The 22,726-nt window shown below is 35.7% G+C and carries 20 protein-coding genes, 1 tRNA gene, 1 other RNA gene and 1 pseudogene; 20 read left to right on the top strand and 3 right to left on the bottom strand.

The genetic code is table 11. The features are described 5' to 3' along the window. Nucleotides 1-88 precede the first annotated feature (88 nt). From A3GU_RS0106525 to A3GU_RS10625, 14 genes are all read left to right on the top strand, one after another. Nucleotides 89-4,144, top strand: a complete 4,056-nt coding sequence (locus tag A3GU_RS0106525; protein WP_018366739.1) for an SspB-related isopeptide-forming adhesin — start codon at nucleotides 89-91, stop codon at nucleotides 4,142-4,144. A gap of 270 nt (nucleotides 4,145-4,414) precedes the next feature. Beyond that, on the top strand, nucleotides 4,415-4,720 hold the full coding sequence (locus tag A3GU_RS0106530) for a hypothetical protein (protein WP_018366740.1): 306 nt from the start codon (nucleotides 4,415-4,417) through the stop codon (nucleotides 4,718-4,720). A 2-nt stretch (nucleotides 4,721-4,722) separates the two neighbouring features. Next, entirely contained in the window at nucleotides 4,723-5,178 is a 456-nt protein-coding gene (locus tag A3GU_RS0106535; RefSeq protein WP_018366741.1) for a hypothetical protein, read from the top strand. A gap of 19 nt (nucleotides 5,179-5,197) precedes the next feature. Then, the gene (locus A3GU_RS0106540; protein ID WP_040805598.1) at nucleotides 5,198-6,901 is read left to right on the top strand and encodes an FtsK/SpoIIIE domain-containing protein; all 1,704 of its coding nucleotides are present in this window, start codon (nucleotides 5,198-5,200) and stop codon (nucleotides 6,899-6,901) included. Nucleotides 6,902-7,174: 273 nt separating this feature from the next. Then, nucleotides 7,175-8,419, top strand: a complete 1,245-nt coding sequence (locus A3GU_RS0106545) for a replication initiation factor domain-containing protein (RefSeq protein ID WP_026216471.1) — start codon at nucleotides 7,175-7,177, stop codon at nucleotides 8,417-8,419. Between the two features lie 2 nt (nucleotides 8,420-8,421). Next, nucleotides 8,422-8,799, top strand: a complete 378-nt coding sequence (locus A3GU_RS0106550; protein ID WP_026216472.1) for a hypothetical protein — start codon at nucleotides 8,422-8,424, stop codon at nucleotides 8,797-8,799. A 108-nt stretch (nucleotides 8,800-8,907) separates the two neighbouring features. After that, nucleotides 8,908-9,180 (top strand): hypothetical protein, encoded by a 273-nt coding sequence (locus tag A3GU_RS0106555; RefSeq protein ID WP_018366745.1) that lies wholly within the window; start codon nucleotides 8,908-8,910, stop codon nucleotides 9,178-9,180. 51 nt (nucleotides 9,181-9,231) lie between these two features. After that, nucleotides 9,232-9,714 (top strand): antirestriction protein ArdA, encoded by a 483-nt coding sequence (locus A3GU_RS0106560; protein WP_018366746.1) that lies wholly within the window; start codon nucleotides 9,232-9,234, stop codon nucleotides 9,712-9,714. Nucleotides 9,715-9,721: 7 nt separating this feature from the next. After that, on the top strand, nucleotides 9,722-10,201 hold the full coding sequence (locus A3GU_RS0106565; RefSeq protein WP_018366747.1) for a hypothetical protein: 480 nt from the start codon (nucleotides 9,722-9,724) through the stop codon (nucleotides 10,199-10,201). Next, nucleotides 10,202-11,152, top strand: coding sequence for a conjugal transfer protein (locus A3GU_RS0106570; RefSeq protein ID WP_018366748.1), 951 nt, complete (start codon nucleotides 10,202-10,204; stop codon nucleotides 11,150-11,152). 17 nt (nucleotides 11,153-11,169) lie between these two features. Further along, nucleotides 11,170-11,439, top strand: a complete 270-nt coding sequence (locus A3GU_RS0106575) for a hypothetical protein (protein WP_018366749.1) — start codon at nucleotides 11,170-11,172, stop codon at nucleotides 11,437-11,439. A 2-nt stretch (nucleotides 11,440-11,441) separates the two neighbouring features. Continuing rightward, nucleotides 11,442-11,852: a conjugal transfer protein gene (locus A3GU_RS0106580; RefSeq protein ID WP_018366750.1), complete on the top strand. Its 411-nt coding sequence runs from the start codon at nucleotides 11,442-11,444 to the stop codon at nucleotides 11,850-11,852. A gap of 20 nt (nucleotides 11,853-11,872) precedes the next feature. Next, nucleotides 11,873-14,374, top strand: coding sequence for an ATP-binding protein (locus tag A3GU_RS0106585; protein ID WP_018366751.1), 2,502 nt, complete (start codon nucleotides 11,873-11,875; stop codon nucleotides 14,372-14,374). 14 nt (nucleotides 14,375-14,388) lie between these two features. Beyond that, complete coding sequence (locus A3GU_RS10625) at nucleotides 14,389-16,719, top strand: hypothetical protein (RefSeq protein WP_018366752.1); 2,331 nt, start codon at nucleotides 14,389-14,391, stop codon at nucleotides 16,717-16,719. A gap of 167 nt (nucleotides 16,720-16,886) precedes the next feature. Here A3GU_RS10625 and A3GU_RS10080 read toward each other — a convergent pair whose 3' ends face one another. Beyond that, complete coding sequence (locus tag A3GU_RS10080) at nucleotides 16,887-16,991, bottom strand: putative holin-like toxin (RefSeq protein WP_083906209.1); 105 nt, start codon at nucleotides 16,989-16,991, stop codon at nucleotides 16,887-16,889. A gap of 181 nt (nucleotides 16,992-17,172) precedes the next feature. On the opposite strand from A3GU_RS10080, the gene A3GU_RS0106595 reads away from it, so the two are divergent. The 6 genes and pseudogenes from A3GU_RS0106595 to A3GU_RS0106620 all read left to right on the top strand — a co-directional run bounded on the left by A3GU_RS0106595 (nucleotide 17,173) and on the right by A3GU_RS0106620 (nucleotide 22,302). Beyond that, on the top strand, nucleotides 17,173-18,525 hold the full coding sequence (locus tag A3GU_RS0106595; RefSeq protein WP_018366753.1) for a phage tail tip lysozyme: 1,353 nt from the start codon (nucleotides 17,173-17,175) through the stop codon (nucleotides 18,523-18,525). Continuing rightward, nucleotides 18,525-19,082: a hypothetical protein gene (locus tag A3GU_RS0106600; protein ID WP_018366754.1), complete on the top strand. Its 558-nt coding sequence runs from the start codon at nucleotides 18,525-18,527 to the stop codon at nucleotides 19,080-19,082. Before A3GU_RS0106595 ends, A3GU_RS0106600 begins: the two co-directional genes overlap by 1 nt. Before the next feature lie 24 nt (nucleotides 19,083-19,106). After that, nucleotides 19,107-19,868 (top strand): LPXTG cell wall anchor domain-containing protein, encoded by a 762-nt coding sequence (locus tag A3GU_RS0106605; RefSeq protein WP_018366755.1) that lies wholly within the window; start codon nucleotides 19,107-19,109, stop codon nucleotides 19,866-19,868. A 222-nt stretch (nucleotides 19,869-20,090) separates the two neighbouring features. Continuing rightward, nucleotides 20,091-20,631 (top strand): annotated as a pseudogene (locus A3GU_RS09665) (hypothetical protein). A 173-nt stretch (nucleotides 20,632-20,804) separates the two neighbouring features. Next, nucleotides 20,805-21,131, top strand: a complete 327-nt coding sequence (locus tag A3GU_RS0106615) for a DUF771 domain-containing protein (RefSeq protein WP_001188029.1) — start codon at nucleotides 20,805-20,807, stop codon at nucleotides 21,129-21,131. A gap of 49 nt (nucleotides 21,132-21,180) precedes the next feature. Continuing rightward, a complete protein-coding gene (locus A3GU_RS0106620; protein ID WP_018366757.1) occupies nucleotides 21,181-22,302 on the top strand; it encodes a site-specific integrase in 1,122 nt (373 codons plus the stop codon). A 100-nt stretch (nucleotides 22,303-22,402) separates the two neighbouring features. Here A3GU_RS0106620 and A3GU_RS0106625 read toward each other — a convergent pair. Together A3GU_RS0106625 and ssrS are read right to left on the bottom strand one after the other, a co-directional pair. Beyond that, nucleotides 22,403-22,475: transfer RNA gene (locus A3GU_RS0106625), tRNA-Lys, on the bottom strand. Nucleotides 22,476-22,479: 4 nt separating this feature from the next. Further along, a non-coding RNA gene (gene ssrS, locus A3GU_RS10085) (6S RNA) lies at nucleotides 22,480-22,675 on the bottom strand. Between the last annotated feature and the right edge of the window lie 51 nt (nucleotides 22,676-22,726).

Below are 22,726 nucleotides of genomic sequence, written 5' to 3' on the forward strand. Positions count from 1 at the left end.
AAGGCAAGACTACCTTCCTTTTCTTTTTAGTAAAACTTATAAGACCTAGGATCGTCTTTAAAAGCAACTTAGAAGAGAGAAATTAAAAATGAACACATTGAAAACAAAAGGACACGGCTATTTCCGTAAATCCAAAGCCTACGGTTTAGTTCCAGTTATTGCTTTGGGTAGCCTAGTTCTTATGGGCACAACAAGTGTTTCTGCGGATGATGTAACTTCTTTAAACCCAGCGACTAACTTAACAACGCTACAAACACCTCCAAGAGCTGATCAAACACAGCTAGCTCATCAAGCTGGCCATCAGTCAGGTGAGTTAGTATCAGATGTGAGCAACACTGAATGGGACAATGCTGTTACAACAGCTCAAGAAGCAGGTGTTACTGTAAAACAGTCTGAGAAGGTCACGCATGATAGCTTATCATCTGCGCAAGCCGATTTAGAGAAACAAACTCAAGCTGTCACAGAAGCTACAACTAAGCAAGAAGCTAATACAACTGCTATTAATCAAGCAGTTTCGGAAAATAAAGCTATTGATCAAGCTAATCGTGATGAAAAAGCTAGAGTTGACGCTCTTAATACTAAAGGGGAAGCTGATACCAAAGCTAAAAATGAAGCGGGTCAAGCTCAAGTAGATGCGCAAAATAAACAAGCCCAAGAAGCGGCTGATACTATGAATGCTAGGTTAAAAGCAGACTATGAGGCCAAGTTAACTGAAATCGAGCGAATCAAGGCTGAAAATGAAGCTATCCGTAAACGTAATGAACAAGCAGGTCAAGCAACTCATCAAGCTAATCAAGCAGCACAAGCTGCCTATCAAGAAAAGTTAGCAGAGATTGAGCGCATTAAAGCTGGAAATGCTGCCATTCGTGATCGTAATGCTAAAGCCCAACAAGAAGCAGAGCGTCAAAACCAAGAACTACAAGCAGCTTATGAAGCAAAATTGGCAGAAATCAAACAGATTGAAGCCGAGAATGCCGCTATCCGTCAGCGTAATGAACAAGCAGGTCAAGCCACTAATCAAACTAATCAAGAAGCGCAAGCAGCTTACCAACAAAAATTAGCAGAGATTGAACGTATTAAAGCTGAAAATGCTGCCATTCGTGACCGTAATCAGAAAGCTCAACAAGAAGCAGAGCGTCAAAACCAAGCGCTACAAGCAGCTTATGAAGCTAAGCTAGCAGAAATTAAACAGATTGAAGCCGAGAATGCCGCTATCCGCAAGCGTAATGAACAAGCGGGTCAAGCCACTCATCAGGCAAATCAGGAGACTCAAGCTGCCTATCAAGAGAAACTAGCAGAGATTGAACGCATTAAAGCTGAGAATGCGGTTATTCGTCAGCGCAATGAACAAGCCCAAGCAGCAGTTGATCAGAAAAATCAACAGTTGAGAACTGCTTATGAAGCTCAATTATCAGCCTACCAAAAAGCTGTACAAGCTAAAAAGGAAGCTGAAAACAAAGCTATCGACCAAGTTGTCTTTGGCATTGATGCAAAAGCCAATGGTGTTGATAATGCAGAATATGGAAATTCGATCATGACTGTTACAACGCAACCAGATGGTTCGTTTGTTTTTAAGCATGACATGATTGATGGTAAAAAAACAATTGGTCATGGGACTTTAACTGGTAAAATTAGTCATCATTATGAGGCTAACAAAGATGGTAGTATCACAGCCTATATTGATAGTGTGACGTTCGATAAGTATGAGTATCAAAATGTCGCCAAAAATGAAGCGGTTGATAAGAATATTGCTTTTCGTATTTTGACGGCAACTGGTGAAGAGATCTTTGTTAAGGCGCATGATGGTGATCAAACCTTTAACAATTCATTAAATAAAACAGTTGCGTTAAATCTTAAATATCAACTGAAGCCTCACGAAGCAATTAAAAATATTAATGTTTTTCAGTTACATGATGATTGGATACACGATACGCACGGTTCTGCTTTAGTATCTTATGTCAATAATAATGATGCTGTGCCACATGTGGAAGTACCAGAAAAGCCAGTAGAGCCTGATATGGTTAAACCAAACGTTGAGCAAGAAAAACCAGTTCCAGAGGCTCCTAAAAAACCCACAGATGATGTTCCAAATTTAGAGAAGGAAAAACCGGTTCCACCAACTCCAGTTAAACCTGAAGCAGTCAACCCAGTTTTAGAGCAAGCAAAACCAGTTCCACCAACACCAGAAAAGCCGACAGATGGTGTTCCAAATTTAGAGAAGGAAAAACCGGTTCCTCCGACCCCAGTTAAACCTGAAGCAGTAAAACCAGTCTTGGAGCAAGAAAAGCCAGTCCCACCAACACCAGAAGAGCCAACAGATGGTGTTCCAAACTTAGAGAAAGAAAAACCAGTACCACCAACGCCAGTTAAACCTGAAGAGGTTAAACCAGAGCTCAAAAGCTTTACCCCAGATATTTATCATCCGATTAAGCCAATTGTGAAACCTTATGTCACTGTTCCTGAAAAAGTTGTCTATGAAGTTACGGTTTACCCTGTTGCTGTTAAACAAACACCAACCAATGTTAAGACTGTTACAAATAGTGATCAGGTTAATGTCGAGGGACAACTGGTACCAAAAGGATCAACGGTGACGTGGGAGCTTGTTAATACGCCTCTCAAAGCTGATCGCCAGAACATCACAAGCTATATGCTAACCGATTCACTACCAGCTGGATTTGAGTTAGATGTTAAGGCGACACAAAAGCTTTCGCCTGATTGGGTAATGACAACAGATAAAGCAGGCAAGGTTAGCCTTAAGGCTTCTCAATCCCTTTTAGATGACTTCAATGCCAAACGTGACCAAGAGGTAGAAGTGCCTAAGGTATCCCTTGTTGGTCGTTTACTGAATGATGCAGGAACTTACTATAATACCTTTAAGACGGTGATAACTACTCCAAATGGTAGCTATACGGTAACGTCTAATACTCCGGTTATCTATACACCAGGCAATGATCCTAAAACACCTCGTAACCCAGGAGGAGATAATCCAACACCACATGACAATCTGATTAAGCCAACTAAAACAATTGTGGATGACAAGGGTCAGTCTATTGATGGGAAGTCAGTCTTACCAAACAGCACGTTGACTTACGTGGCTAAGCAAGATTTTGATCAGTACAAAGGCATGACAGCTTCCAAAGACAGTGTCATGAAAGGCTTTATCTACGTGGATGATTATAAGGATGAAGCCTTAGATGGCCAGTCACTCGTTGTTAATGGGATTAAGGCTGCTAACGGTGATGATGTCTCACACCTCTTAGAGATGCGCCATGTCTTGTCAAAAGATACCCTTGATGACAAGCTTAAAGCGCTTATTAAAACATCAGGTATAAGCCCAGTGGGTGAGTTTTATATGTGGGTAGCTAAAGACCCAGCAGCCTTTTATCAAGCTTATGTTCAAAAAGGACTAGACATTACCTACAACTTGTCCTTTAAGCTCAAGAAGGATTTCAAGAAAGGTGACATCACTAACCAAACCTATCAATTAGATATGGGAAATGGCTATTATGGCAATGTTGTGATTAACCACCTGCCTGAATTAGCTGTTCATAAAGAGGTGCTTGACCAAGATGGTAAGTCTATCAATAATAGCACAGTGAAAATCGATGATGAAGTTACCTATCGTTTGGAAGGTTGGGTCATCCCAGCAGGTCGTGGCTATGACCTAACAGAATACAAATTTGTGGATCAACTTCAGCACACGCATGACCTTTATCAAAAAGATAAGGTGCTTGCGACAGTTGACATCACTTTATCAGATGGCACTATCATTACTAAAGGGACTGACTTAGCAAAATATACTGAGACAATCTATAATAAGGAAACAGGTCGCTATGAGTTGGCCTTTAAGGCAGACTTCCTCGCACAACTTCCACGTACTAGTGAATTTGGGGCAGATGCTTTTGTGGTTGTCAAGCGCATCAAAGCAGGTGATGTGGCAAATGAGTACACTTTGTATGTCAACGGTAATCCTGTGAAGTCTAATAAAGTTATCACTCATACGCCAGAACCATCAAAACCTGTGACACCTAAAGCACCAGCTTTACCATCAACAGGTGAGCAGGGAGCTTCTTTATTGACTGTGATTGGTGCAGCCTTACTATCAACTTTAGGTGTTGTAGGGATTAAACGTCGTAAACATTAAAAATTTAATGGATAAGCCATAAAAGCAACTTGCTTTTGGTCTATCCATTCTCTCTAATAAGTAACCATTACAAGTAATCGTTAGGGGTCTCCTTTCCCCTCAAAAAGCCTAGATGAATGACTGGTTGCTTGTTAGCGTGAGTGGGTAGGCCTTGGCTTATTGCTAGAATAATGACCGAAAAGTCATAAAACTAAGCAGAAAGGCTAGGAAATAAGTGTGATAAGACAATTCTAGCCTTTTTATTTTAAATGAAATGAAAAGAGGCAGATTATGGATAAATCAACATTAAAGTTAAAACCAGATTTTATTGGTAAAGCATGGTATGAAAAATTAGGAGATGCTCCCCGTCGAATTGACGGCGAAGCAGGGCAGTTTCAACGCCATATTGTTTCAAACGAAAAGCATGGGGTGTTTCATGTTATTACGCCAGCTTTAGCTCAAGTATTTAAAACAGATGATGTGGTTGAAATTGATGGTGAAGCTATCTTTTTTGAAGATAGAGCTTTGAATGGTAATAGTGTAGCACCTGCACTTAATGTACGTGCAGCAGGATTGAAATTAGCTGGAGGTAAATAGGAATGGCAAAAGTAGGTTTAAATTTTGGAGAGAAAATGCAGATTGTAGATAAAAGTTATCGTGTATTAAATGACGGTCTAGTTGATCTGAAAGAAATTTTTGGTGACTTATCATTCCGATCCTTTGAAGAAACAGATTTAATCTATGAAGACGATATGACGCAGCCAAGACGTCAAGATGGTTCTTATCCACAAATTCCTACAGGGGAATCACGTGGACTTGTTGTTGGCATTTTCTCACCAGTGCAGCAACAAACAGAATTTGTTACTTTGGTAGACATGAGTCTTGCGGAGTTTGAAGCATTGCAGCTGAAATATCGTGAGCCAGTTGAATTAGAAGGGGTTATTGTGACTTATTCTTCTGTAGGAAGTAATCAATTTAAGTTGTTTGCTTCTAAAATTAAACGCTCTGCTGGTCAAAAAGTAGCCAGTGAAGGTAATCATAAGCAAGAAAAGTAAACAATAGGGGAGAGGTAAGATGCGTTTGATACCCGAATATAGAGGAATTAAGGTAAAGCCGTATATGAGGTATTTGAGCTATTACCTTTTTTCTATTTTGTTAGGTTTGTTTTTGATACCGATTGGGTTGTATAGTTATTATCATTTTGACTTGTTAAAAATGATGGATTTAGTAGTTCTTATTAGTATTGGAGTCAGTTTTTTAAGTGCTTTGTTATTATCTTTATACTTAACGTGGTTTTTACAGGAAGCAACGCCGTTATTTAAAAAATTAGATCGTTTAAAACGTTTGTCTAAATTCCTGTTTGAAAATGGTTTTGTTTATGAGAAACGTAATAAATCTAATAAAAAGCAGCAGGTTAGGTTTCCAAAAGTCTATTTAAAACAAGGTAAGTTTGATTTAAATGTTTCCTTTGAAATGGCAGGAAATAAATTTCAAAAGCGTTTCAAGGATATTGGTGGTGAACTGGAAGATACTTTTTTTATGGATTTTATGGAAAAAACTGATGATCCTAGGTTTAAGATTTATAAATTAGCTTATTCCGCTTTTTTGGCTCGTATAACTGTTAATGATGTTGTATGGGAAAAGGATAAGGGAATTAAGCTGATGAATGGTTATTATTGGGATTTTATCAATGATCCTCATTTGCTTGTTGCGGGTGGGACTGGTGGCGGTAAAACAGTTTTACTTAGATCAATTTTAAAGTGTCTTGCAGCTATTGGTGTTGCGGATATATGTGATCCTAAGCGAGCTGATTTTGTGACAATGGCTGATTTACCTGCTTTTCAAAATAGAATTGTTTTCGAAAAAGTAGATATTATTGCTAAATTTGAGAATGCTATTACAATCATGTATGCACGCTATGACTTTATTCGTAAGGAGATGAAACGTTTAGGGCATAAAGATATGGGGAAATTTTATGATTACGGTTTGGAACCATATTTTTTTATTTGTGATGAATATAATGCCTTGATGTCTTCATTATCGTATCAGGAAAGAGATATTGTTGAAAATGCTTTTACACAGTATATTTTACTTGGTCGTCAAGTAGGCTGCAATGCGATTATTGCCATGCAAAAGCCATCTGCAGATGATTTACCAACGAAAATTAGGTCAAATATGATGCATCATATTTCTGTTGGACGCCTTGATGATGGTGGTTATATGATGCTTTTTGGCGATGAAAACCGTAATAAAGAGTTTAGGTATATTAAATATTTATCAGGTCGGCGTGTTTATGGTCGTGGCTATTCGGCTGTTTTTGGTGAGGTGGCGAGAGAGTTTTATTCTCCTTTACTAACGCAGCAATTTTCATTTTATGATGAGTTTGCGAAACTTTCGCGTCATGAAAATCCATTTGATCCGACTGAAAATACTTTGGTTTCCAAGGACATTATTTCGGACGAATCATTGAGGGAGTTTGCCGAAGGTGTTTCTCAGGGAGAGATGCCTGATATAGGTGGTTTTATGGACGATAATCAGGAGGAGACAATGAGTCTTGGCGATTTAGTTAAAACAAGTGGTTTTACTTTCGGTAAAATCAAAAATGTCATTGATATGATTGAAAAAGATAACTATATGACATTTACTCGTGTAGAGGATAAAATAGTTTTATCTGAAGCAGACACAGTTGTATTAGTTAGTTTATTAACTCAAAAAGATAACTTTGAAGGGTCTTGGAAGGACTTGTTAAGTCAATATTTTACAGGAAAATCAGTGTAAAAGGATAATAATATCCTTTTGCAGAGCCATAGTGTAGCTGGAGGCGTAGTGTAGCGAAGCGATCAACACGAACACGCCGCACCAGCGGACACACTATGGCTCTGCAAAGGGACGTTAGTTTCTTAAAACCCCCGTTTTCTAATAGGGGGGTAAGATTTTAAAAATCTACAACTTTCAACCCCCGAAACACTAGATGTATCAAGGGTTTACAAGTTTTTTAGAGAGGTCACAAAATGGCGAAAAACAGGTCACATTTTGTTTGAAAAAGGTAAAATGAATCCCATCTATTTGAAAAAATTTAGGAAAAAAATGAAATTGAGTCAAAAAGACTTTGCAGAGTGCGTTGGAATCGAAAGATCGCTTATATCTAAGTATGAGACTGGTAAAAAGTCATTGTCTTTAGAACGGTTTCAAGAAATTAAATCGTGTTTTGGTTATTTGAAGGATAATGATAATACTAGATTACAGGTCATGATTGACTATGTGAGATTAACAATTAAAACGGTTATGGACCTTGAATTGTTTTGCCGTCACTTTTTACACTGTCGCTTTAAAGATTTTACGTCTGTTGAATCAAAGTTGATGAATTATAATCATATTTGGAAACGAGGGGATATTTGGATATTCGACTATGCAGATAAGCATGAAACAGGGAATTTTCAGATTACCGTTCAATTATCGGGTCAAGGATGTCGTCAATTAGAGCTTCTTATGGAACAAGGACAATTTACTTGGATTGAGTGGTTGTCTCATCTAAGAGCCACCTATCGTGACGACTTAAATGTAACAAGATTTGATATTGCGATTGATGAACTATATTTGGGAAAAGATAAGGAACAAGAACAGTTTTTATTATCGGATATGATCGCAAAATATTATCAACATGAACTTGACTTTGAGAGTTTAAGAACTTGGAATTATATTGGAGGTGGTGCTCTTAACTTTGAAGATTTGTCCGATATAGAACAAAATAGACAGGGGATTTCCCTATATTTTGGTAGTCGTCAGTCGGAAATGTATTTTAACTTTTATGAAAAGCGTTATGAACTGGCAAGGCAAGAAGGATTAACCGTTGAGGAAGCTTTAGAGATATTTGAATTATGGAATCGTTATGAAATAAGACTTGCTCAATCTAAAGCGAATAGTGTTGTAGATGAAATGATTTCTGGAGTACCATTGGGAGAAATTGCTAGGGGACTAATCAATAGTAAATTAGATGTTTATGATGGCCAAAATCAATTTGGTGCTTTTTTAGCGGATCAAAAATGGCAAATGATGTTTGGAGGTGTTGAACCCTTGAAATTTGTTACAAGACCAGAACCTTATAATATTGATCGTACGATTCGTTGGTTGATGCATCAGGTATCTGATTCTCTAGCTCTCGTCAATGAATATGATAGTTTGACGGCAGGAGATAATTTACAAATGATTATTAATGCGGGCGAGATTAATGAACGTGGGGAAAAAATCTTAGACAATATAAAATCAGCGTTAGGATTGAGTAAGGGAGGAGGCTGATGCTGTATAAAGAAAATGAATTTAATTGCTTTGTGAAAAGCCGTGCTAAACTTAATATGATGATTGATATGGTGTCTAAGTTGATACCAGATAGAGAGTTTTATTACCCAGAAATACAACAAGGGAGCTTACTGGACTATCAAAAAGATATTTATGACCTCATCAAAATTGGTTATTGTGGGGTTAGAGAAGTACAGGATAATTATAACAAGGAGTTAGAGCAACTAGTTACCACGAAACGAAGAATGTTAAAGTTTGGTTTATTTATGCAACCATTGGAAAAACAGCAGGATATTATCATTGATTTAGCAAGACGTTATCGTTTGCATAAGCAATTACTTAGACAAAGAGAGTTATTTAGAGATGATGAATGTGAGTAGGTTACCTACTTATTTTTATTTTGGGAGAAGTTATGATTATTAGAAGTCCAACGCAAGTAGTTAGCAACTAGTAGAACAATAATATAAAAATAAAAAGAGGAAAATAATATGTCAAATACACGTAGAGAAGCAGATAAAAAGTTGTTAGTTGTTACTCAAGAGCTATCAGAACTATTAGTTAGTCATCAGTATGAACAATCATGGGAAAAAGCTGGAGAGTTAAATAGTTTACTTAAAAAGCGTGAAGAATTGACTTTACCAGGTTATATGGTCGACATGATTCAGCAACATTTGAAGTCATACTACTATCAAAATAATGTGATTAATAAAGCTCATAAGTCTATGTCAGCGATTGGTCATAAACTACAAGAATTTCATTAAGGGTGAGAGCAAGTCAATGGCTTGCTCCTTTTTAATTAAGGAGTGTCAAAAATGGATGTTAGTGCAATTGTTAGAGATATAAAAACTGGTAGAGCTACGTTAGTTTGTTTTCCTGTGGAGATTAGTGAGCTTAAGTTAGCTTTGTGTCTTTGTGAAGAAGATGATTTAGAGTATATTATTGCAGATTCAGATTGTCAGTTACTAAAAGAACATGATTCTATTGAGATGATTAATCAATTTGTTGAACTGGTAGAGAATGTTGATAGTGACCTTGTTAAAGCAGTGCATCAGGTAACAGGTTATACTGCCTCAGACTTTGTGGATTATGATTTTAATTTTGGTGATTGTTGTTTACTGCCTGATGTAACAACTAGACGAGAACTAGGTGAATATTATTTCGATGAATTAGGCGTACAAGGAGTTGGTAAAGAGGCTCTGGAGATGTATTTTGATCATGAAGCTTATGGTCGAGATATTGACTTAGAAAGCCAAGGTGGTTTTTCAGACTACGGATATGTCGAAATATCAGGGTAAGTAGATAATGATTGCGCTTATCAGAACAAAAGAGAGAGGTTACGGTAAAGATTTATGTCAACTTGATTTATTGAAGTTCACAGAAGAACAAGTTAGAAATCGCATGAAGGAAAGAGGAATCAAAGATGATACCTTTTTTATTTGTGGTTTTGTGGATTGGGAAGTTGATAGAATCATGTCACTTTCTGAAGCTTATCTTTTAAAACGTTGTCTTTTAGAGCTTTATGATGGTGATAGCTTCATTATTAGATATTTACTTAAAAGAGGTTTAAGTGTAACTGAGATTGTTACGAAGCATTATCTTTTTTTGTCAAAAGATGAAACTATTGCAATGCAATCTTTGCTACAACATGCTGATATCAAAGCTATCATTGATTTTTTTTATAAATCAGGAACATGGGTTAATGCTATTAATGCGTATGTGGAACGTGGTATTTTACTAAATACACCCAAAGGATTTTATATTAGAAGAATGGAAGGGAGTTAAATGAATTTTGTTATCAAAATAAAAAAGTTTCTATTGAGATATTCAAAAAAAGAAAAAGAAGGGAAGCCTCCAAAAACAAAAGAAGTCAAACAGCGGACGGCCAATATGATGGTTTACGGTTTGTTAGGACTTCTTTTTTTAGTTGGTTTTTTGGGGGCATTACGAGCCATTGGTTTGTCGAATCAGGTAAATAGTTTAAAGGCTACGGTTTTATCAGGAAAGCAACAAATCCAAAAAGATACGAAGGAAACCTTAGACATCTCTAGAGTGCAATATTACATGAACAATTTTATTTATACTTACATCAATTATTCTGATGACACGGCTACAAAACGTAAAGAAGAATTAGATAATTATTATTCTTTCTCAACAGCTAACCTTGTTGATGATGTCAAAAAGGAGCGTAAACTTCAGACTCAACGACTGATTAGTGTAGAACAAAAAGAGGACTATCATGTTGCTTTAATGAGAATAGGCTATGAAGTAGATAGTAAACCTTATCAGATGACCTTGGCTATACCATTTCGTATGGCTAATGGGTTGTTGGCGATAGTAAGTCCTCCATATACTTTAGCGGAAGATCTTTTCCAAGGAAAATCAAAAACTTTTGAACGAAAAACCATGGATCAGGTCAAGAGTTTGTCTAAGCAAGAGGTGGTGTCTATACAAAAATTCTTACCAGTATTTTTTGATAAGTATGCCTTAAGTAATGAAACAGATTTGAAGTTGTTGATGAAACGTCCTGAACTGATGGGAGGAAATTATCAAGTCAAATCTTTAGACGTTAACAATGCTCTGTATTATCAAGATAAATCAAATCAAGTTGTGCAACTAATGGTTACCTTTGAAGATATGGTAACAGGAGGTACACGGTCAGAGAATTTCACTCTGTATCTGATTAAGTCAGATAATGGGTGGTATGTTGACAAGTTGTACCATTATTTTAGATAAAAAGTGAGGTTTAATTAATGAATGTATCAAAAGTAGGTCAAGTTGTTTTAACAGGAGGAGGTCCGAACGTTTCAGGACTAAAACAATTTTTTCAGGGAGATGGTATTTATCTTATTAGCGTTATCTGTGCCTTTTTAGTGATTAAAAATTGGAAAAATGCAGATTGGCTAAAAGTTGGGTCGGTTCTCTCAATTTATGCGATTGTGGTGTCTTTGTTCAAAGGTCAAGAAATTCTTGCCTTTTTAGGAGGCATGCTTCGCTGGTTCGGTATTGAGACAGGCTTGTAAAAATGGAAGAAGAAAAATATTTCGACTATGGTAGGGGCTTAAATGCTCCTTACTGGATTCAGGAAATTAAAACATCAAAAGGAAAGTTACTGTGGTATTTCTCAACGCCAATGCAGCTTTCCTTTTTTATTGTTTTCTTTTTGATTTTAGTATTGATGTTGACAGTCTTTTCGGCTCCTATGCAACTGCTAAATCGGCTGACACATTCTGTTTCTCTGTTACTGTACTGGTTTGTCCCATATCGACTTTCAAAATTTTATACGGAGTACGAGCCACAAGGTAAAAAGATGCATACTTATCTTTGGGACTATCTTATCTATTTAGTAGACTATGGCTTTAACAAAAAAGCTGTTTATCAGGGAGAAAGAGTTGAGGTATTAGAAGAAATTGTATTTGAACAAACAAACATTTAAAGATTAAGAAAGGAAATCAGATGGTAAAAAAGTTGGAATATCCAATTGATAGCATTCACAGTAATTTAGCTTTGCGAAAAGATAAAGTGGTTATTGCCTACTATCGGATTCCAAATACACCAATCACTATTACTGATAGTGATAAAAAAGATAGTCATAAGGACAAGGTAGCACAGGTTATCAAAAAATTAGCTAAGTACAAGCATTTTGATATTTCGCTGATACCAAAAGATTACCTTTTGCAGGAAAAAATGTCTGATTTTATTGGTGATTTGGCAGATGATGTTAAGGCTTTAGGTGTAGAGACGTTGAATTACACTGTTGACACATTAACAGATGAAATCGAAATACCTTATCAATTTGATTGGGTTATTGGTGTTAATCTAGGTAGGCATGTAATGAGTGCCACCCTAAAAGAACTTGCGGTAAAGCAATTAGATTTAATTGCAGATAATGTCGCTTCTTTACTGGGATATACTGTGGAGCTTGATAAGGAGTGGTATAAAGAGTACAAAGATGAAGAATTATTGTTGTATGGTTTGTTATCGTCACTAAAAGCTAAGAGATTATCTGAAGAAGATTTGTTTTATTATCAACGTATGCAATACTTACGTTATATTCCACACGCTAAAAATGAAGTTATTGCCAATAGAACATTGTTAAACGTAACAGATACTTTGATTAAGCCACTGTCAGGTGGTTTTTTAAAGTTAGAAAGTCCGTATGGTAGTTCATTTGTAACTATTCTTCCAGTAGGAAGATTTTCAACAATATTTAATGGATTTCATCTTGGTGAACTTGTTCAACGTATGAGTTTTCCAGTTGAATTGAGATTTAAAGCAGAATTTATAGATAAGACAAAACTTGGTGGGACAATGGGTCGCTCCAATACACGTTATGATCAAATTATGAAGGAAGCTTATTCAACGAATACAGTTCAACAAGATGATATATTAATGGGTGCTTACTCATTAAAAGACTTGATGAAGAAAGTTGGGAATAAAGAAGAAATCATTGAATATGGTTGTTTTTTGGTGGTTTCTGGGTCTAGTCTCAAACAATTAAGGCAGCGTAGACATGCTGTTTTAAGTTACTTTGCGGATATGCAGGTTGCGGTTCATGAAGCTAGTCACGACACCCCTTACCTCTTTCAAGCCTTGTTATATGGTCAAAACTTACAAAAGACCACTCGTAAGTGGAATCATTTAGTAACTAGTCGCGGATTTAGTGAAATGATGTTATTTACCAATACCCAGTCAGGTAACAGGATTGGCTGGTATATTGGACGAGTAGATAATCGTTTATCTGCTTGGGATAATATTGGTGAAGCGATTATGGGATCTAAGAATTTAGTTTTGTTCAATGCAACGGTTGCGAATAAGGAAGATGTTGCTGGGAAAGTAACTAAAAATCCTCATATTATCATTACAGGTGCGACAGGTCAGGGGAAATCCTATCTTGCACAAATGATTTTTTTACACACTGCGCAACAAAATGTCAGAGTACTTTACATTGACCCTAAGAGGGAGCTAAGGCAACACTATTTACAAGTAGTATCTGATCCAGACTATGCAAAACAATTCCCACTTAGAAAGGAACAGATTGAGCAAATTAATTTTGTGACGTTAGATAGTGCTGTTAAGGCAAACCATGGGGTTTTAGATCCTATTGTTATCTTGGATAAAGAAGATGCCTCATCTACTGCCAAAAATATGTTACTTTATCTGTTAAGAAATGCGACAGAAGTTAAAATTGTACAAACTACTGCTTTAACAGAGGCAATTAGTGAGGTGATTTCAAGACGTGAAAATGGGGAAGTCGTTGGCTTTAATCAGGTCATTGAGACATTATGTCAATCAGATCATCAGGATATTGTAGATGTGGGACATTATTTTAAAGCCATTATTAAAAATTCTATTTTGGAATTGGCTTTTTCAGATGGTAATGTCAAGGGGTTATCCTATGAAGAACGTGTGACAGTGCTGGAAGTTGCAGACCTTTCCTTGCCAAAAGATGGAGCTGAACATATTTCTGATCATGAGACGAATTCCATTGCCCTCATGTTTGCCTTAGGTGCTTTTTGTAAGCACTTTGGGGAACGAACCAATGAGGAAACTGTTGAAATTTTTGATGAAGCATGGATTCTCATGCAATCATCTGAAGGAAAGGCGGTTATTAAGTCCATGCGTCGTGTGGGTCGATCTAAGTATAATGTTTTAATGTTGGTGTCTCAATCGGTACATGATGCCGAAAATGATGACGATACGACTGGTTTTGGTACTATTTTTGCTTTTTATGAAAAATCAGAACGTGAAGCCATCTTAAATCATGTTGGTTTGGAAGTGAACGAAAAAAACTTGGAATGGATTGATAACATGATTTCAGGTCAATGCCTTTATTATGATGTTTACGGGAATCTAAATATGATGTCTGTTCACAACATTCACCCTGATATTGATCCTTTACTAAAACCAATGAAACAATCTGTTTCAAGCCATCTAGAAAATAAATATGCTTCGTAGAAAGGAGATGCTACATGGATAAGATTGATGATGGATTAATAGCTTCTACTTTTCAGAAGGTTAAGGATGTGGATATTTTTGCGTTAAAGGCTTACATGGAAAAGACGCAAGGAATTGAAACGGGATTACAGGTAACTTTGACAGATATTTTTGTTAATTTCCCTTTTTTCTTGCTTAACTTGATCGTTGGTTTCTTCTCCATTATTTTACGATTCTTTGAAAACTTTAGTTTATATGATACTTACCGTCAGACTGTGTTTGATAGTTCCAAGGTTTTGTGGGATAACCTCTCTAAATCCGCAGATTTTACGAATTCATTACTCTATCTCTTAATTGCCTTATCCGCTTTCTCCATTTTTCTAGCCTTTATTTTTTCAAAAGGTGATTTTTCAAGACGCTTACTCCATTTGTTTGCGGTTACATTATTAGCGTTTGGTTACTTTGGGACGGTGCAGTCAACTTCTGGCGGTGTCTATGTGCTGGATATGGTTCATTCGGTAGCTAGTTCTTTTAGTGATGCAGTAACTAATCTATCGGTAGTGAGTCCAGAAGATGAGAAGCAAACCATTTCTCATAAGGCTTCGGTGGCTGATAATTATATTATGAAAACGTCTTATACAGCCTATCTTTATGTAAATACAGGTCAGTTAAACGGTAGTTTTCATAATAATCAAACGGGACAAGATGAAGTACTAGATAATAGTAAAATTTTAGGTAAATATGATAAAGATGGTCAATTTATAACACCTAAGAGTCAAAAAATCTTAGACTATACTGACTTTTTAGGGGGTGATGCAAATGATGGGAAAGAAAAAAATAGGTGGTTGTCAGCTGTTAGTGACTATATTTGGATCAAGTCTATTTATGTTATTTTGAAAATTTTTGAAGCTGTGATATTAGCTATACCTTTATTATTGATTCAATTAATTGCCTTTTTAGCAGATATTGTGGTCATCTTGTTAATGTTTCTATTCCCACTGGCCTTATTGGTATCCTTTCTACCTAAAATGCAACACATTGCCTTTAATATGCTCAAGTTAATGCTTGGGAGTGTTTCTTTTCCAGCCTTAACAGGCTTTTTAACTTTAATAGTCTTTTATATACAATCATTGATTGCGACATTTATTAAGTCTCGATTTACAGATGGTGATTTATTAAGTAGCAGCAACCTTAAAGGTCAATCTATTTTATTTATGTTGTTTATTACCATTATTATTCAGGGTGTTGTTTTTTGGCAAATTTGGAAACACAAGGAAAAGGTATTGAGTTTAATTGTAGGATCTAGTGCAGCACAAGCTGTCACACAAGCAGGAAATATGGTTGCCCAACAAGCAAACGGTTTAGGAGTTACACCTAAAAATATCTATGATAAGGCACATGATGTTTCTAATCTTGCAATGATGGGAGCTGGTTATGGTGTTGGTAGTCTTGTGCATGCTAGAGAAAATCTGAATGCCATTAAAAATCGTTTCAGAGGAGATAATACTTCTGATTACAATGACCTTTCCAATGAAACTAATTTTGACCATCAGTTTTCAGAATCTGGAGGTTTTGTAGGAGATCAAGAATTTTCTGAAGGTAGTGTTTCTCGTATGTCTGATGATAGGAATCCTCTTTCTGATTATCAAGAAGAACAAGCTGTTTATGATAACCAGGAGTATGATCAAGAGAATAACTTTTCTTATGATAGTTTCGATTTTTCACAAGGAACTGATTTCGAGAGGGATAATCTAAACAGTCAATCTTTTGATGGCTCCTTAGATGATTCAGAACCGTTGGATCATCAGTTTTCAACGAATGTTTCTAAATCTAGTCAGACGATTGAATCAACTGGTCATGATATTTCTTATGATTTACCAGTTGTTAATGAGGAAATGAAAAGTCCGTTTTTGTCAGAAAGTGATTATCAATCTAAAGGATTTTCATCTGGGGTTGAAACTCCCGAGATAGACGATATGATTTATCAAAGCAATCAAAAGGGAAATATTTCTACTGCAAATAATTATCCCTCTGATAAAAAACCTTTGGAAAATTCATTTGAATCTCCAATTGTTCCCGAAAGGTCTGAACCAGCAACAAACGCTAAAGAACCATTTAATTCTCAAGCAGAATATCAACGACTAAAAGCTAAACGGCAAAAACCTCTAGGAAATCGTCAAAAAGCTAAGTTAGAAGCAGAATTAGGTCAATTTACAGATGATGACAGTTATTATAAAGCACATGGAAGAACTGCCTTTCAAAGAGGGTTTAATGCCAGTAAATCAAAAGAGTTACGGTTAAAACAAAATGTAGAAAGAAAGGCGACTATTTTAGCTGAATTAGATAAACTTAGAGGACATGTTTAAAAGAAGTATTGTGATGTCATCAAATAGTTGCTTAATTTGGAGATAAGGGTTATAATGAAAATAGAAAAAGGGCAGTTGTGGAAACAACTACCCAAAGCAGAACCGTTTAAGACGGTGGCTTATCTTAATTATTAAAAAATAACCGGAACTCGCCAAAGTTTAGACGGTTATTTTTTATTGTTTAATTTTACGATTGCAATGACTAATCCGATTAAGGTAAGTAAAAAACTACCAAAAGTAAGCATTAGTTGGATTGCTTCGTAAGTGGACAATAAATCGCTCCTTTCTGTTAGATTTTGATGAACTGCCCATAGGCATCACCTACCTTTCAGAAATAAGAGTCACCGTCTTAACTTTTCTGCTTTTTTTATTATAACATATCGTATCTCTGATTGACCAGTTTAAGAAGGAGGGAATGTTATCAAGAAGAAACTAGGCTGTCTAGGAGTGCTTATGAGCATTCCTTTTTTTATTGTTGTTATTATTACGACTATATTTAGTAGCAGTCAAGGTGATTGTCAAGTGACTCCTGAACTATCAACACAATTTGTTACCTCAAGTGATTCCGCTTCACAAACCGATTGGACAAAGAAAGGTTCAATTGCAAATATAACGGCAGGTAAAGTCTTTGACGCTTGGGTGACAAAAGGACTTTCAGGAGCTTCTGCTGCAGGAATTGTAGGTTGGGTTAATTCCGAGGGTGGCTTTGCCATGATAGGTCGAGCAGAAGGACATTATGGCAATGATTTAAGAACGAATTCTATTGCTTTTGGCGTAAAACCAGTCGGTTTAAGTTACTATACGACAGAAGCAGGTGGTGGTATTTATCAATTTACCCCTTATACCAAATATGCCCCTTTAGGTGACCCTAAGTGGGAAGATGCAGATGCTATGAATGCTTTTGTTGCAAAAGCCATTCTAGCTGGTGATTGGAATGCTTCAATGGATTTGACAGGAGGAAATCATACCTTTAAGCAAATGGCCCAGATGACCGATCCGAAACGGGCTACGCTAGTTTGGCAAGCTTATGAACGTGGTAGTACTGCCCATATTAATCCATTTCAAAAGCAAGCAGATGCTCAAAAAGCGTATGAATTATTCGATGGAGCTAAATATAGTTATAATGAAATAGTATTTCATAAATCTTTTGACATTTTCGGTCCACTAAAGCCGGGGGAAGGGGAATCAAAAGAAGTCGTTTTATCATTATGCGAATCAGGTTCTTACTCTAAGGGGGCTTTTGGGAAAGATCGTACAGGCAAAGTCAACTATACTTCCTACAATGCTTGGCGACCAGAACAATTGCCTGCAGATTTAAAACCTTATGCGCTCGATCCCAGATCAGTTGGCTTGAATTATCGACAAGCGGCTGGCTGGTATGCGATTGCTTCGACAGGGGGTCAATGTACCGATCTTTCTGCGAGTTTGATGTATGCTTTGTGGTCAAAAAACGGTAGCCATCCAACACAAAAAGCAGGTAATGGGAATATGGTTGTTGCTAATTGGGTTAGGACTTTTGGCGGTTCATCTGATAAATCGCCAAGTTCAGGTGCTGTATTTTCCTCTGCAGGGACTAGTTCTGCTGGCCATACAGGTGTTGTCAGCCATGTTTTTGAAAATGGGGACATTTTAATTGTGGAACAAAATTATGCGTCTTATTCGGGTGATGATGGTGGCTTTGGGAAATACTCTTGGAACTATCGCTATGTCACTACTGCAGAATTAAAAAATGAAGGATATACTTTTTACAATCCTGCGAAACTCGGTTATCAGATTACGAAATCAGTAGGAACGGTAGGTAAATAATGAAGATAAGAAAAGTTATTATTGTTATTCTGGCAGTAGCTCTTTCATTAGGATTTTATCGGTTGTATCATCGTCAAAAGCCATCTCAGTTAATAGAAGCTAATCAAGAAATACTTGTAAAACCAATTACACCGAATAAAAGTAAAACCAAGGTTAAGAGAAATATTGCCAAAGAAGCCAAGGCCACTTTAGAGATGCCTGAGGAGCGTGTTAACGAAAAAGAAGCTAAACAGGTGAAATCAGCTATTGTAATACCGATTGATTATTTAGCTAGTGTATCAAGTCAAGATGATATTAAGGTTACTTATGATAATAAGTTGTCCATTACTAATCCAGCAACAGCAGCAAGCATTAAAACGATGCTTTTAGCAGGGTATCACTTTGATTTAGATAGCTTGACGGTTTATCAGAGCAATTCTGATAATGTGTATCAATTTACGATTTTATTAGTGACTCATCAGCAAGATCAATTAAGTCTTGTTGGTAATTATGTTACTGGTACAGGTCAGTTTGAATTTGTGAGTTTACATGGCACTCCAAAAAATGTCATGTTTTAATTAAACGAAAAGAGGAAAAATAAGATGACAAAAGAAAAAATGATGAGTTTTATGACGATTGCAAGTATTGCTTTGCTTGGAAGTGGGGTGGTTTGTGCTAATGATGTAGCAGATCCAGTAGCAGGAACAACGGATGCAGTGGTGGTACCAGTCTCACCTCAACCAACGACACCGAGTGAGCATACAGCAACAGATACTACCAATAAAATTGTTGACCCGACTAAGCCAAGCGAGGACAAGGTGGCAGATAGTACTGATCAGCTAATCCCTCCAGTTAAATCAGATTCAGAAACAAGCGAGGATAAAGTAACAGATTCGACGGAGACTAAGCCAAGCAAAGAGAAGACGGAAGAGCCTGTTAAGTCCAATGATTCAGAAGTGATTCCAGAACAACCTAAGTCAGAAGAGGTGAAAAAAGCTGAAGAAAATACAGGTGCTAGTACAACTGAAACTCCTAAACCTGTGACGAAACCTGTTATTGAGACACCAATTGTTACGAATACAGGCTACACGGTTTTGGGAACGCAAGATGGCAATGTTTGGGTTCAAACAGAAACTGGTAATGTACTGAAACCTGCGATAGCAATTGGTGCTGTAAAGCAAAAAGATGGTACAGTTGCCTTAAAAACAAAAGATGGGAAGTTAGAAGTCTTACCATCAACTGGAGAGACTAAAACAATCTTAGCCATTTTGGGAGGTTTAGCTATTTTAGGAGCTATCTGGGTAGGTTGGAAAGAAAATATCAAAAAGTATTTAACGTTTTTGAAAAAGAAAAGTAAAAAATAAGATAAAGCCATGATTAATTTCATGGCTTTAGTTTTGTTTAAAGGAGCGAAATTGAAAAGACTAGTATATTATTTCATAGCATTAATTTATAGTATTATTTTATTGAAATTAATTGAAACAATATCTAGCAGATTAATACTGACAATATTATTACTAATATTAATTATACTACTAGAAAAAGTTTTGCACGATTGATATAATAACAAATAAAGGGATGTTATTGTGTTGAACTATAAGTATATTACTCTAAATGATAGTTACGAGTTAAATGTTTGGTTAGATTTTGTATTACGAGATTTAAAAAAAAGAAAAGTATTCTAAATTTAGATTTATAATAAAAAAATTGTCTATTAAAAATTCAAGAACTACATTTCAAGAAATTGAAAGTGTTCGTAAAGAATTAATGGGACTATCAGAACTTGATTTGAAGCATTTAAGAATGATAATTGAAAATAGAGAGACAACAGGGATTGGTTTAGAATTCAAAGCATTTTTACAAAAGATATTTAATTTTTTTGGTGTGATTGTAGTAGGTTTAATTCCAGTAATATTAGGTTATAATTCAATAGAGAGAGTTGTAACTTCTTGGTTAAATGCCAAAACTTTTAAATCTAGTATTTTATTAATTGTATGGATATTTGTTTTATATATTTATTATGTAGGTTTTAAAGAATTCTTTTTGCATGATTCTAAAAAAAGAGAAGTTAGAAAGTATTTGTTATTTTTGATAAATGATATTTTATTAGATATGGAGAAACATTGATGTCATGATTAATTTCATGGCTTTTTTGTTTGTTTTTTTATTAAAGAGCAAAGTTCGGGGATACTGTATATAAATTAAAGCTAAAGATGAAAAATAGTTCGATTTTAAATCAGAAAACCTGCTTAACCGGAACAAATAATGTTCGGAGTAATTAAATTATAAGGAGAATGAGTATGCAACAAGTTTTTAATGTGAGTGTTCCTGTACCAGATGATGTTGTTATCATTTCCAAAGAGGAATATTTAGATTTGTTAAGTGATAATGAACAAGGAAAATGGTGGGATATTGATAATTTGCAAGAATTGTTGGGCCTTGGTAGGTCAAAGTTAATTAATGATATCTTATTAAACCCAGATATTAAAAAGGAAGTTGATTTATCAATTAATCCAAATGGTTTTATTGTTTATCCTAGGGGGAAAGGTAGCCGTTATAAAATATTAGCAACTAGAGCTAGAAAATACTTTGAAGAAAATTTTGGTTCTATTTTATTAAATAACTAAATGATATAATATTGAGGATAAATTCCTTGATGTCTAGGAAAGGAGAAAAATGGCAACATATAGACAAAGAGGTAAAAAGAAATTATGGGATTATAGAATATTCAATGAAAAAAGTGAGTTAGTTGCTTCTGGTTCAGGCTTTAAGACAAAGCGTGAAGCTATGAATGAAGCTATGAGGATAGAGCAACAAAAGTCACTAGTAAATTCTATATCTTCTGATATAACATTGTATGAACTGTGGTTTGAATGGTATAACTTAGTCATTAAGCCTAGTGATTTAGCAGAGACTACTAAGAATAAATATTTTATTAGGGGTTCGATTATTCGTAAGCTTTTTGGGAATCAGAAGGTAAATAAAATAAAGCATAGTGCGTATCAAAGGAAATTAAATACGTACGCTGAAAAATATACTAAAAATCATGTCAGGAGATTAAATTCTGATATAAAAAAAACCATTCAGTTTGCAAAAAGAGATGGCATTTTATTATCTGACTTTACAGATGGAGTTGTCATAGCTGGTAGGCAATTTGTTAAGGATGCAGATGATAAATATCTACATAGTATTTCTGATTATAAGAAAGTAATATCTTATTTAGAAAATAATTTAGATTATTCAAATAGTATCGTTTATTATTTATTACTGGTGTTATTTAAAACAGGTTTGCGAGTGGGTGAAGCTTTAGCATTAACTTGGGATGATGTTAATTTTGAGGATCTAGAAATCAAGACGTATAGAAGATTCAGTGGCGATAAGGGAACTTTTAGTCCACCTAAAACAAAAACTTCTATTCGTACTATTCCTATTAGTCAATCTTTAGCATTAATCTTAAGACGCTTGAAGGACGATCAGCAAGCTATGTTGAAAAATTTAAAAATTGTAAATATTAATAATCAAATATTTTATGACTATAGATACGGTGTGTCGTCAAATAGTGCTATTAATAAAAGTTTGAGAAATGTATTACATTTATTAAATATTGATTCAAAAATGACTGCAATAGGTGCAAGACATACCTATGGAAGTTACTTATTGGCTAAGGGTGTTGATATTTGGGTAGTTGCAAGATTAATGGGTCATAAGGATATTACACAGTTACTTGAAACTTATGGTCACGTCTTGACAGAAGTAATAAATAAGGAATATGAAACGGTCAGAAGTTTAGTATCTTAAAGCTAATTTTTAAAGAATATCTTCTAGAACAAATTTAGAACAAATTTGCCAAAACAAAGAAAAAAACCTTTTAAATCAAGGTTTTTGACACTATTATTAATACCCCCTACAGGGCTCGAACCTGTGACCCATAGATTAAGAGTCTACTGCTCTACCAACTGAGCTAAGGAGGCAAAAAAGAATGCTGTATTGGCACCGGTAGTCCACTGTTTGTATTGATCCCGCACAAATATAAGCAGGTGGGCAACGCGTCCTCTCTTGGAAGTTGCGTCCGCGTGAAACGGCTTGCAGACTAGAGGGGAACTTTGTCTCCCATAATACAAAGAAATAGTCGGTCAACACTTATATGTGGACTCGTATGCCACAGCAGTTATCTTTGCTACTATGATACCACTTTCTGAGAATTTTTCAAGTCAAAATCCTC

The organism is Streptococcus didelphis DSM 15616 (assembly GCF_000380005.1).
GTDB lineage: Bacteria > Bacillota > Bacilli > Lactobacillales > Streptococcaceae > Streptococcus > Streptococcus didelphis.